The organism is Streptomyces sp. SYP-A7185, from assembly GCF_046103685.1.
GTDB lineage: Bacteria > Actinomycetota > Actinomycetes > Streptomycetales > Streptomycetaceae > Streptomyces.
Window position 1 is genome coordinate 4,743,900 of record NZ_CP122310.1, and the last position, 12,386, is coordinate 4,756,285.

Annotated in this window: 10 protein-coding genes and 1 tRNA gene; 6 read left to right on the plus strand and 5 right to left on the minus strand. The window is 69.2% G+C overall.

Annotated features, from left to right (window positions below; genetic code table 11):
• Nucleotides 1–7: 7 nt before the first annotated feature.
• A complete protein-coding gene (locus tag QBL25_RS20725) occupies nucleotides 8–373 on the minus strand; it encodes a hypothetical protein (RefSeq protein ID WP_409058522.1) in 366 nt (121 codons plus the stop codon).
• An 84-nt stretch (nucleotides 374–457) separates the two neighbouring features.
• Here QBL25_RS20725 and hrpA point away from each other — a divergent pair, with 84 nt between their 5' ends.
• From hrpA to QBL25_RS20740, 3 genes are all read left to right on the plus strand, one after another.
• On the plus strand, nucleotides 458–4,426 hold the full coding sequence (hrpA, locus tag QBL25_RS20730) for an ATP-dependent RNA helicase HrpA (protein WP_409058523.1): 3,969 nt from the start codon (nucleotides 458–460) through the stop codon (nucleotides 4,424–4,426).
• A 95-nt stretch (nucleotides 4,427–4,521) separates the two neighbouring features.
• Nucleotides 4,522–4,596, plus strand: a tRNA-Asp gene (locus tag QBL25_RS20735).
• A 582-nt stretch (nucleotides 4,597–5,178) separates the two neighbouring features.
• Nucleotides 5,179–5,400: a DUF6274 family protein gene (locus tag QBL25_RS20740; RefSeq protein ID WP_409058524.1), complete on the plus strand. Its 222-nt coding sequence runs from the start codon at nucleotides 5,179–5,181 to the stop codon at nucleotides 5,398–5,400.
• A gap of 517 nt (nucleotides 5,401–5,917) precedes the next feature.
• On the opposite strand, the gene bldC is transcribed toward QBL25_RS20740, so the two are convergent.
• Complete coding sequence (bldC, locus tag QBL25_RS20745; RefSeq protein WP_003949541.1) at nucleotides 5,918–6,124, minus strand: developmental transcriptional regulator BldC; 207 nt, start codon at nucleotides 6,122–6,124, stop codon at nucleotides 5,918–5,920.
• Nucleotides 6,125–6,612: 488 nt separating this feature from the next.
• Nucleotides 6,613–7,500, minus strand: coding sequence for a hypothetical protein (locus QBL25_RS20750; protein WP_409058525.1), 888 nt, complete (start codon nucleotides 7,498–7,500; stop codon nucleotides 6,613–6,615).
• A 209-nt stretch (nucleotides 7,501–7,709) separates the two neighbouring features.
• Here QBL25_RS20750 and QBL25_RS20755 point away from each other — a divergent pair, with 209 nt between their 5' ends.
• Nucleotides 7,710–8,792, plus strand: coding sequence for a Leu/Phe/Val dehydrogenase (locus QBL25_RS20755; protein WP_409058526.1), 1,083 nt, complete (start codon nucleotides 7,710–7,712; stop codon nucleotides 8,790–8,792).
• A gap of 290 nt (nucleotides 8,793–9,082) precedes the next feature.
• Nucleotides 9,083–9,340 carry a DUF3073 domain-containing protein gene (locus QBL25_RS20760; protein WP_160505941.1) on the plus strand — a complete coding sequence of 86 codons (258 nt, stop codon included), beginning with the start codon at nucleotides 9,083–9,085 and terminating at the stop codon, nucleotides 9,338–9,340.
• A 111-nt stretch (nucleotides 9,341–9,451) separates the two neighbouring features.
• Here the strand turns inward: QBL25_RS20760 and purM are convergent, their stop codons facing one another.
• Together purM and purF are read right to left on the minus strand one after the other, a co-directional pair.
• Nucleotides 9,452–10,519: a phosphoribosylformylglycinamidine cyclo-ligase gene (purM, locus tag QBL25_RS20765; protein ID WP_409058527.1), complete on the minus strand. Its 1,068-nt coding sequence runs from the start codon at nucleotides 10,517–10,519 to the stop codon at nucleotides 9,452–9,454.
• Nucleotides 10,520–10,554: 35 nt separating this feature from the next.
• Nucleotides 10,555–12,081: an amidophosphoribosyltransferase gene (gene purF / locus QBL25_RS20770; protein ID WP_409058528.1), complete on the minus strand. Its 1,527-nt coding sequence runs from the start codon at nucleotides 12,079–12,081 to the stop codon at nucleotides 10,555–10,557.
• A gap of 174 nt (nucleotides 12,082–12,255) precedes the next feature.
• On the opposite strand from purF, the gene QBL25_RS20775 reads away from it, so the two are divergent.
• Nucleotides 12,256–12,357, plus strand: coding sequence for a putative leader peptide (locus tag QBL25_RS20775; RefSeq protein WP_409058529.1), 102 nt, complete (start codon nucleotides 12,256–12,258; stop codon nucleotides 12,355–12,357).
• Nucleotides 12,358–12,386 lie beyond the last annotated feature (29 nt).

Sequence of the window (12,386 nt, forward strand, 5' to 3'; positions counted from 1 at the left end):
GGGGCCTCTACACGCGCAGGATCGAGAGGTCCATCGGAGAAGGCGGCGTGAGCGGCGGCGGCCCGCGCTCCGGCGTCAGCACCGGCACCGTCTGGCCGGCGCCCCAGGCCCCGGCGGCGGCGTGGGCCTGATGCAGGGCGGGCAGCAGCTCGTACGCGGAGCTGGAGCGCGGCGGGGCGGACGGGGCCTGACCGGCGTCCTGCTGACCGTCCTCGCCGCAGCCGGGCACCCCGGCGGACATCTCGGTCTGCACCGACACCTTCGGCTTCGCGGCCGCGGGCTCGGCGGCCACCGCGGGCCCGCAGAACGCCCCGAGCACGACGAGCAGCACCCCGAGAAGAGGGCACCACGACAGACGCGGACGGGACGACATGCCCGGAATCGTACGTGCCCGGGCACCCCTCCGGAGAAATCGGTTCGCCACCTTCGAGCGGCGGGTGAGATCCTGGACGCCGTTATGCCTACGCAGCCTGCCCTCACCCTCGACACCCTCGCCCCGCGTCTGTCCGAGCTGTCGCTGCGCGACGAGCACCGGATCGGACGCCGCCTCGAGGGTGCACGCCGGATCCGCAAGCCCGAAGCCCGGGCCGCCGTCCTCGCCGAGATCGCGGCGGACGTCGACAAGGGCGCGGCGCGGATGGCCGAGCGGGCCGGCCGGCTGCCCGCGATCACGTATCCGCAAGAGCTGCCGGTCAGCCAGAAGAAGGACGACATCGCCGCGGCGATCCGCGACCACCAGGTCGTGATCGTGGCGGGCGAGACGGGCTCCGGCAAGACGACCCAGATCCCCAAGATCTGCATGGAGCTTGGCCGCGGCCTCCGGGGCATGATCGGCCACACGCAGCCGCGCCGCATCGCCGCCCGCACGGTCGCCGAGCGCGTCGCCGACGAGCTGAACACCCCGCTCGGCGAGGCCGTGGGCTGGAAGGTCCGCTTCACCGACCAGGTGGGCGCCGACACGTACGTGAAGCTGATGACGGACGGCATCCTGCTGGCCGAGATCCAGACGGACCGCGAGCTGCGCGCGTACGACACGATCATCATCGACGAGGCCCACGAGCGGTCCCTGAACATCGACTTCCTGCTCGGGTATCTCGCGCAGCTGCTGCCCAAGCGCCCGGACCTGAAGGTCGTCATCACCTCGGCGACCATCGACCCCGAGCGGTTCTCGCGGCACTTCGGGGACGCCCCGATCGTCGAGGTCAGCGGCCGGACGTACCCCGTCGAGGTGCGCTACCGCCCGCTCCTCGAAGAGGACTCGGACGACTCCGACCGCGACCAGATCACCGCGATCACGGACGCCGTCGAGGAGCTCCAGGGCGAGGGCAAGGGCGACATCCTCGTCTTCCTCTCCGGAGAGCGCGAGATCCGGGACACGGCGGACGCGCTGAACAAGAAGAACTACCGGTTCACGGAAGTCCTCCCTCTGTACGCCCGCCTCTCGCACGCCGAGCAGCACCGCGTGTTCCAGCAGCACACGGGCAGACGCATCGTCCTCGCGACGAACGTCGCGGAGACCTCCCTGACCGTCCCGGGCATCAAGTACGTGATCGACCCGGGCACGGCCCGCATCTCCCGCTACAGCCACCGTACGAAGGTGCAGCGGCTGCCCATCGAGGCGATCAGCCAGGCCAGCGCCAACCAGCGCAAGGGCCGCTGCGGCCGTACGTCGGACGGCATCTGCATCCGCCTCTACTCGGAGGACGACTTCCTCGCCCGCCCCGAGTTCACCGACGCGGAGATCCTGCGCACGAACCTCGCCTCGGTCATCCTTCAGATGACGGCGGCCGGTCTCGGCGACATCGAGAAGTTCCCCTTCATCGACCCGCCGGACCACCGCAACATCCGCGACGGCGTGCAGCTCCTCCAGGAGCTGGGCGCGCTGGACCCCACGCAGAAGGACCCGAAGAAGCGCCTCACCGAGCAGGGCCGCAAGCTGGCGCAGCTGCCGGTGGACCCGCGCCTGGCCCGGATGGTCCTGGAGGCCGACAAGAACGGCTGCGTGCGCGAGGTCATGGTGATCGCCGCCGCGCTCTCCATCCAGGACCCGCGCGAGCGCCCCGCCGAGAAGCAGACGCAGGCCGACCAGCAGCACGCCCGCTTCAAGGACGAGACGTCCGACTTCCTGGCCTTCCTCAACATGTGGCGGTACGTCCGCGAGCAGCAGAAGGAGCGCGGCTCGTCGTCGTTCCGCCGGATGTGCAAGGCGGAGTACCTCAACTTCCTGCGGATCCGCGAGTGGCAGGACATCTACACCCAGCTGCGTACGGTCGCCAAGCAGATGGGCATCCATCTCAACGAGGACGACGCTCCCGAGCAGCGCGTCCATGTCTCGCTCCTGTCCGGCCTGCTCTCCCACATCGGGATGAAGGACGTGAAGGAGTCGAAGGACAGCGATCCCAAGCAGCGCGGCGGCCGGGGCGAGTACCTGGGCGCCCGTAACGCCAAGTTCGCGATCTTCCCCGGCTCGGCCCTCTTCAAGAAGCCCCCGCGCTTCATCATGTCCGCCGAGCTGGTGGAGACGTCCCGGCTGTGGGCGCGCGTCAACGCCCGGATCGAGCCCGAGTGGGTCGAACCGCTCGCCCAGCACCTCCTGAAGCGCACGTACAGCGAGCCCCACTGGGAGAAGGACCAGGCCGCGGTGATGGCGATCGAGAAGGTGACGCTGTACGGCGTGCCGCTCGTCACCGACCGCAAGGTGAACTACGGCCGCATCGACCCCGAGGTCTCCCGGGACCTGTTCATCCGCAACGCCCTGGTGGAGGGCGACTGGCGCACGCACCACAAGTTCTTCGCCGCCAACCGCCGCCTCCTGACCGAGGTGGAGGAGCTGGAGCACCGCGCGCGGCGCCGCGACATCCTCGTCGACGACGAGACGCTCTTCGACTTCTACGACCAGCGGGTGCCCGAGGACGTCGTGTCCGGCGCGCACTTCGACTCCTGGTGGAAGAAGAAGCAGCGGGAGGAGCCCGAGCTGCTCGACTTCGAGCGCTCGATGCTCATCAACGAACGCGCCGGGGACGTATCGAAGGACGACTACCCCGACACGTGGCGGCAGGGGCCGCTCAAGTTCAAGGTGACCTACCAGTTCGAGCCGGGCGCGGACGCGGACGGCGTCACGGTCCACGTGCCGCTCCAGGTCCTGAACCAGGTCACGCCGGACGGCTTCGACTGGCAGATCCCCGGCCTGCGCGAGGAGGTCGTGATCGAGCTGATCCGCTCCCTGCCCAAGCCGATCCGCCGGCACTACGTCCCGGCGCCGAACTACGCGAAGGCGTTCCTGGAGCGGGCGGTCCCGCTCCAGGAGCCGCTGCACGTGACGCTGGCGCGGGAGCTCCAGCGGATGGTCGGCGTCCCGGTGTCGCCGGACGACTTCGACCTCACGCGCGTACCGGACCACCTGAAGATCACCTTCCGGATCACCGACGAGCGGCGCAAGAAGCTCTCCGAGGACAAGGACCTGGAGGCGCTGAAGCTCCAGCTGCGCCCCAAGGCCCGCAAGGCCCTCTCCCAGGCGGCGGCCGCGACGGCGGAGAAGACGGGCGGCTCGGCGGTCGAGCGCTCCGGGCTCACGGACTGGTCCATCGGCTCCCTCAGCCGCGTCTTCGAGACCCGGCGGGCGGGCCAGCCGGTAAAGGCGTACCCGGCGCTGGTGGACGACGGCGACACCGTCTCCGTACGCCTCTTCGACACCGAGGCCGAGCAGCAGCAGGCGATGTGGAAGGGCACGCGCCGGCTCATCCTGCGCAACATCCCGGTGAATCCGGCCAAGTTCGCCTCGGACAAGCTGACCAACGCCCAGAAGATCGCCCTGTCCGCGAATCCGCACGGCTCCATCCAGGCGCTCTTCGCGGACTGCGCGATGGCGGCGGCGGACAAGCTGATCGGCGACTTCGGCGGGCCTGCCTGGGACGAGGAGTCGTACCGCAAGCTGTACGAGAAGGTGCGGGCGGAGATCGTCGACACGACGGTCCGTACGGTGAGCCAGGTCCAGCAGGTCCTCGCCGCCTGGCAGGCCTGTGAGCGGCGCCTGAAGTCGACGAAGAGCCCGACGCTGCTGGCCAACCTCGCGGACGTGCGGGCGCAGTTGGACGCCCTCGTCGGCCCCGGCTTCGTCACGGCCACGGGGATCCGCCGGCTGCCCGACCTGATGCGGTACATGACGGCTGCCGACCGCCGGCTCCAGCAGATGCCGACGAACGTGCAGCGGGACACCTCGCGCATGGAGAAGGTCCACGAGATGCAGGACGAGTACGCCTGGCTCCTGGAACAGCTCCCCGCGGGCCGCCCCGTGCCGCAGGAGGTCCTGGACATCCGGTGGATGCTGGAGGAGCTGCGCGTCAGCTACTTCGCGCACGCGCTGGGCACGGCGTACCCCGTCTCGGACAAGCGGATCGTGAAGGCGATCGACGCCGCCGCCCCGTGACGAACCGTTCACGCAGAGCGAGTTCGACCGCCGGGCCAGGCCTGCTGTACAGTTTCGTCTCGCAGCACAACGCAACAAAAAGTGCCGCGAAACAAGGTCCTGTGGAGCAGTTTGGAGTGCTCGCCACCCTGTCAAGGTGGAGGCCGCGGGTTCAAATCCCGTCAGGACCGCAGTAGAAGAAGGGCCGCATCCGCCAGCCGGATGCGGCCCTTCTCGCGTGCCACGCGCCCGCCGCTCGCCACCCTGTCGAGGTGGAGGCCGCGCCCGCGGCGCAGCCGCAATCAGACACAGCAAATCCCGTCAGGACCGCCCCACCCAAGACCCCCACATCCGCCAGCCGGACGCGACCCCTCTCGCGTGCCACACGCCCGCCGCTCGCCACCCTGTCGAGGTGGAGGCCGCGCCCGCGGCGCAGCCGCAATCAGACACAGCAAATCCCGTCAGGACCGCAGCGAGAAGGGCCGCATCCGGTAATCGGATACGGCCCTTCTCGCGTGCCGCGCGCCAACAACCGCCTCACCCCAGGCCCCCACCCCCACCAGCCGGACGCGGCCCTTCGTGCGCCTCGCGCCCCAACGACCGCCCCACCCAAAGCCCCACCCGAACCCCGACCCTCCCCACCAGCCGGGCGCAGCCTCCCCGCGTGCCGTCCGGCCACCCCGGCCCGTTCCCGTGCCTTGACTCCGTCACATTCCGCCGGTACCCAGACAACAGGGGGCGGGGCGGGACCGCCCCCCATCGGGAGGTGGCGTATGACTGCTTCAGCGGCGTCCGCACGGCACGAGACACGCGCTCTCCTGCGCGCCCACCTCTCCGCGGCCACGAGCTATCGCCATCTGACCCGGCACTGCCCGATCTGCCACCGGCTCGAACGGCTCGCCCTGGAGACCCCCACCGGCCCCTGCACGGCCCCTCAGGACGACTGCGAGGACGGCTGCGAGCCGAGCGAGGACGAAAGTCCCCCGAACGCGTGACCAAAGCCGACCCGCGGCCTACCCCGGTGGTGGGAGGCTGAGGGTAGGGCCTCCTCTAGCTCAGAGGCGACGCGGGCAACAAGGCTCCCGGCATGTGACGGGTGTCACCGAAGTGGTTTTGAAAAACCCGGAACTTACACCCGTCCTACAACCAGTCAATTTAATATGTGCAATTGCACCACCCGGCCCGATGTCCGGCAGGCGTACGCCCGGGCACCACAAGGCCGATGGAAGCGCGCCCCCACAGCCTCCCCACAGGGCGCCCCCAGCACTCCTCAGAGACCAACAAGCCCGCTCACGGCGGCGCTCACCAGGACCTCCCGGACGCACAAAAAAGATCGCGCTGGACCCGGCGGAGTCCAGCGCGATCGAAACGACTCACCCATGAGGCTCAGGCGTGGGACCCGTTGGGGCGGGACCCGCGTCGCGTGTAGCTATTGGTTCGGACGCTGCGGCCGGGTTGGGGGACCCGACAGCGGTCGTACTCTTCGTCCGAGTACTGCTGTTTTGCGGTAGATCAGGCCTCGCTGCGCTGCTGCGGGATACCCGCGAGCAGTGCGCGGACCTCGGCCTCGCGGTAACGGCGATGCCCGCCGAGCGTGCGAATCGACGTGAGCTTGCCAGCCTTGGCCCAGCGCGTCACCGTCTTCGGGTCGACGCGGAACATCGTGGCAACCTCAGCCGGGGTCAGCAGCGGCTCGGCATCAGGGGTGCGAGCGGTCATGAGCGGCCTCCTCGGAGAACCGAACCTTCTCGGTTCATTCCTCTAAATTCTGCACCTTGACCCGCGTTGCCCGAAATGGCGGACGCGAGTCGAGTCGGTTATAGGACGAACGGCTTGTCCTCGGCACTACAACTACACCATCCGTCCAGCCACGTCGGCCAAACCGATGGAATTGCCCTCCCAGGTGTCTATCAGCGACGGAAGCCGATGGACCATGCCATAGCGGACAGTCACGCCACAGTGACGATCAGTCACAGAGCGATCAGGAGTCAACAGACCCCCCATAGCGTGCAATGCTGAGCATTCCGCCCTTACATGGACGGAAGGAGCCCTCCCCGGACTCCTTGTCCTATTTTGGCACGAGGGGGGGCGATGGGCGCAAGGGCCCCGTAAGTGCGGTCCGTCACGCTTGAGACAAAAGCCCGGATCGGGACCTACGTCCCGTGTAGGCGCCACGTAGGGATGACCCACGAGCGCCCGGCTGACGTTCAGTTCGAGAACTGACGGTCCCGGACCGCCTTCCATCGCTCCATGAGCCTCGCATACGCCTCACCGGCCCCCTCGCCGTCGCCGTTGCGCAGTGCCTCGATCCCCTGCGCCACGTCCGCCGCCGAGTGATCCGCGTCGAGCTGCTCCTCCGACAGGGCGTGCACGAGCCCGCCGTAGTCGAGCTCGACCAGGGAACGCGGGTGGAACTCCTCCAGCCACCGGCCCACGTCCGTGAGCCCCTCGACGAGCGGCCCCTCGTCGAGCGTGTCCCGCAGCGTCCGCAGCCCCCGGGCCACCCGGCGCCGGGCCTGGACCATCGGCGTGCGGTAGCGCAGGACGGGCGCACAGGCCACCGCCCCGCTCTCGTCCCCCTCCGCGTCCGCGTCGCCCTTCTTCTCGTACCCCTTCTCGTACTGACGCTCCTCGTCCGCGACGAGCACGAACCAGTTCAGCGGCACCTGCCACGTCGACGTACGGATCCAGGGGCGCGCGTCGGGGTTCCTGGCGAGCCACTGCTCGTAGTCCGCGGCCGTCTGGCGGCGCACCACGGGCGGCAGGACCGCGTCCAGGACCGGCGCCGGCAGCTGCCCCGCCAGCTCCCCCAGGGCCTGCCAGCCGCGCAGCCGGGTGCGCCAGGGGCAGACGCACACCACCCCGTCGGCCTCCACCACGAACGCGTCGCTGCTCTCGTGCACCGGGACGGGCACCGGCGGCGTGGGCAGCAAGTCGGCCAGGGACCGGCGCAGTTCGTCCTGGTACGAGGGGCGGTCGGCGCGACGCGCGTAGCGCGCCCAGTGGCCGCGCTCGGGCTCCGGGAAGGCGGCGAGAGGCTCATAGACGCGCAAGTAGGACGCGTAGGGAACGACCAACGAAGAGACCTTGGGCACGGCTGCTCCCTCCCCCGGGTACCGGCTGGAAAACACTGCAAATCGTGCCATGGCCGAACTCCGCCGTACCGTTCGCTGCGCCGGGAGAGGGTGATCCTCGGCACTGCGCGGCCAGCGGGTTCTCCCAGGCTCTAGTCTCATGCCCATCGGGCCCCGCCACCCGCACGGGCGCCCGCCCAACCGCCGCCACTTGACCGGGAGTCACCACAGTGACCGAAGCAGACAACGGCGTCCTGCACACCCTGTTCCACTCGGACCAGGGGGGCCATGAGCAAGTAGTGCTCTGCCAGGACCGTGCCAGCGGCCTCAAGGCCGTCATCGCCATCCACTCCACCGCCCTGGGCCCGGCCCTGGGCGGCACCCGCTTCTATCCGTACGCGAACGAGGAAGCGGCCGTCGCCGACGCGCTGAACCTCGCGCGCGGGATGTCGTACAAGAACGCCATGGCCGGTCTCGACCACGGCGGCGGCAAGGCCGTGATCATCGGCGACCCGGAGCAGATCAAGAGCGAGGAGCTGCTCCTGGCCTACGGCCGCTTCGTGGCCTCGCTCGGCGGCCGGTACGTGACGGCGTGCGACGTCGGCACGTACGTCAGGGACATGGACGTCGTCGCGCGCGAGTGCCGCTGGACGACCGGGCGCTCCCCCGAGAACGGCGGCGCGGGCGACTCCTCCGTGCTCACCGCGTTCGGTGTCTTCCAGGGCATGCGGGCCAGCGCGCAGCACCTGTGGGGCGACCCCTCGCTGCGCGGCCGCAAGGTCGGCGTCGCGGGCGTCGGCAAGGTCGGCCACCACCTCGTGGAGCACCTCCTGGAGGACGGCGCCGAGGTCGTGATCACCGACGTGCGCGAGGAGTCCGTGGGCCGCGTGACCCACAAGCACCCCGCCGTGACCGCCGTGGCCGACACCGACGCGCTGATCCGCGTCGAGGGCCTCGACGTGTACGCCCCCTGCGCGCTGGGCGGCGCCCTGAACGACGAGACGGTGCCGGTGCTCACCGCGAAGGTGGTCTGCGGCGCCGCCAACAACCAGCTGGAGCACCCCGGCGTCGAGAAGGACCTCGCCGACCGCGGCATCCTCTACGCGCCCGACTACGTGGTGAACGCCGGCGGCGTGATCCAGGTCGCCGACGAGCTGCACGGCTTCGACTTCGACCGGTGCAAGGCGAAGGCGTCGAAGATCTTCGACACCACGCTTGCCATATTCGCTCGTGCGAAGGAAGACGGCATTCCGCCGGCCGCGGCGGCCGACAGGATCGCCGAACAGCGGATGGCGGAGGCCCGCCTCCGCTGATCTCGCGGGTGCCGTGGAAGGGCCCCGCCGACGTGCGCGAGAGACAAGACTCACCCCCGTCGGCGGGTCGCCCGGCAAGAAGAGGTTAAAATCGCAGTTGACCAGCGAGGACAGGGCTCCTCGCCGGTTCTGCGCCGAGGCGCGTCCTGCGGGCGACGTACCGTATGGCCGCAGGAGCAGGTACCGTGGAAGCCCTACGGACCGGCCTCTCCACGGAGAGCCCGTTCCTGATCATGAACGCGTGTCAAGACTCTGGGGTCACCAAGCCCCATATCCGAGGGGGTCGAGCCATGGGGCGCGGCCGGGCAAAGGCCAAGCAGACGAAGGTCGCCCGCCAGCTGAAGTACAGCAGCGGCGGGACTGACCTCTCGCGTCTGGCCAATGAGCTGGGCGCTTCGACTTCGCAACAGCCGCCGAATGGCGAGCCGTTCGAAGACGACGACGAGGAAGACGACCCGTACGCCCAGTACGCGGATCTGTATAACGACGACGAAGACGAGGACTCAGCCGACGAGTCCGGTCCTTCGTCGCAGCGCCGCGGCGCTTGACCTCGTTGCATTCGCAGCACTCGCAGTATTCGCAGTTCTCGTAGCAACTGCACCTCACCCGGTCCGGGGTGGTCACCACACCGGACCGGGTTTTGTGCTGCCCTGCGGGGCTTACTTCGCGTAGTCACCGATGAGCTCAGCGCCGGTCGTGTGCTCGCCGCGCTCGGTGATCTCACCGGCGATCCAGGCCTCCACACCGCGGTCCGCGAGGGTCGTGAGGGCCGCCTCGGCGGACTCCTCGGGGACGATCGCCATCATGCCGACGCCCATGTTCAGCGTCTTCTCCAGCTCCAGGCGCTCGACCTGACCGGCCTTGCCGACCACGTCGAAGACCGCGCCGGGCGTCCAGGTCCCCCGGTCGACGATCGCGTGCAGACCGTCCGGGATGACCCGGCCCAGGTTCGCCGCGAGGCCGCCGCCCGTGATGTGGCTGAAGGCGTGGACGTCCGTGGTGCGGGTGAGCGCCAGGCAGTCCAGGGAGTAGATCTTGGTGGGCTCCAGGAGCTCCTCGCCGAGCGTGCGGCCGAACTCCTCGACACGGCGGTCCAGGGCCCAGCCGGCGCGGTCGAAGACCACGTGCCGGACGAGCGAGTACCCGTTCGAGTGAAGACCCGAGGAGGCCATCGCGATGACGGCGTCCCCCTTACGGATGCGATCGGGGCCGAGCACGCGGTCGGCCTCGACCGCGCCGGTGCCGGCGCCCGCGACGTCGAAGTCGTCCGGGCCGAGCAGACCCGGGTGCTCGGCGGTCTCGCCGCCGATGAGGGCGCAGCCCGCGAGGACGCAGCCCTCGGCGATGCCCTTCACGATGGCCGCGACACGCTCGGGGTGGACCTTGCCGACACAGATGTAGTCGGTCATGAAGAGCGGCTCGGCGCCGCACACCACGATGTCGTCCATGACCATCGCGACCAGGTCGTGGCCGATGGTGTCGTACACGCCCAGCTGGCGGGCGATGTCGACCTTCGTGCCGACGCCGTCGGTGGCGGAGGCGAGCAGGGGGCGCTCGAAGCGCTTGAGGGCGGAGGCGTCGAAGAGTCCGGCGAAGCCGCCGATGCCGCCGAGGACCTCGGGGCGCTTCGTCTTCTTCACCCACTCCTTCATCAGCTCGACGGCGCGGTCGCCCGCCTCGATGTCGACGCCTGCGGAGGCGTAGCTGGCACCAGTCGTCTCAGACATGTGAGGTGAGAACTTTCGTGTCGTTACTACGGGGCTTACGGGCGACGGATCGCGTCGGCCGCTGCCGTGGACGCCGGACCGGCGGCCAGCTCCGTCTCCAGGAGCTGCTTGCCCAGCAGCTCGGGGTCGGGGAGGTCCATCGGGTACACGCCGTCGAAGCAGGCGCGGCACAGGTTCGGCTTGTCGATGGTCGTGGCCTCGATCATGCCGTCGATGGAGATGTACGACAGGGAGTCGGCGCCCATGGAGGTGGCGATCTCGTCGATCGTCATTCCGTTGGCGATGAGCTCGGCGCGGGTCGCGAAGTCGATGCCGAAGAAGCAGGGCCACTTCACGGGCGGGGACGAGATCCGGATGTGGATCTCGGCGGCTCCGGCCTCGCGGAGCATCTTGACCAGGGCGCGCTGGGTGTTGCCGCGGACGATCGAGTCGTCGACGACGACCAGGCGCTTGCCCTTGATGACTTCCTTGAGGGGGTTGAGCTTGAGCCGGATGCCGAGCTGGCGGATCGTCTGCGAGGGCTGGATGAAGGTCCGGCCCACGTAGGCGTTCTTCACCAGGCCGGCGCCGAAGGGGATGCCGGAGGCTTCCGCGTAACCGATCGCGGCGGGTGTGCCGGACTCCGGCGTCGCTATGACGAGGTCGGCCTCGACGGGAGCTTCCGCGGCGAGTTTCCGGCCCATTTCGACGCGCGAGAGGTAGACGTTCCGGCCGGCGATGTCCGTGTCGGGGCGCGCGAGGTAGACGTACTCGAAGACACAGCCCTTGGGCTTCGCTTCCGCGAATCGGGAGGTTCGCAGTCCGTTCTCGTCGACCGCGATGAACTCGCCGGGCTCGACCTCGCGGACGAAGCTCGCACCGCAGATGTCGAGCGCCGCGGACTCCGACGCCACGACCCAGCCGCGCTCCAGGCGGCCGAGGACCAGCGGGCGGATGCCCTGCGGGTCACGGGCCGCGTAGAGCGTGTGCTCGTTCATGAAGACGAGGGAGAAGGCGCCCTGCACGTCCGGGAGGACCTTGATGGCGGCTTCTTCGATGGTCATCGGCTTGCCGTCGTCGTCCACCTGGCCCGCGAGGAGAGCCGTCACCAGATCGGTGTCGTTGGTCGCCGCGACCTGGGTCGCGCGGCCGTTCTCCTTGGGCAGTTCGGCGACCAGCTCGGCGAGCTGGGCCGTGTTGACGAGGTTGCCGTTGTGCCCGAGCGCGATGGAACCGTGCGCGGTGGCACGGAACGTCGGCTGGGCGTTCTCCCATACGGAGGCCCCGGTGGTCGAGTAGCGGGCGTGACCGACCGCGATGTGACCCTGGAGCGAGCTGAGAGAGGTTTCGTCAAAGACCTGGGACACGAGCCCCATGTCCTTGAAGACAAGGATCTGGGAGCCGTTGCTGACCGCGATTCCCGCGGACTCCTGGCCTCGATGCTGGAGGGCGTACAGCCCGAAGTAAGTGAGCTTGGCGACCTCTTCACCCGGAGCCCAGACACCGAAGACGCCGCAAGCGTCCTGGGGGCCTTTCTCGCCGGGGAGCAGATCATGATTGAGTCGACCGTCACCACGTGGCACGACATCGAGTGTAGGCGAGATCGACCACTGGTCCGAATTGGGGATACGGGCCCCGCACGGAGCGTAGTCGCGGCCCCGGCGCACCCCTCGTGCCCTCGGGGAGTACGAAGCCCTTGTGAACAGGTGAGCAAGAGCGTTGACAGGGCCCACCGGGTCCCGTGAAGCTCCTGGTCCATGCCCCTGAAGCCCCTCGGTGACCCCTCGGTCACCCTTGTGGAGCGCCGCCACGTCGACCTGGTCCGTGTCGCGAGCGCCATCTGTCGCAGCGCCGGCTGAGCTCACCCTCCGTTCCAGTTTTCACCGAC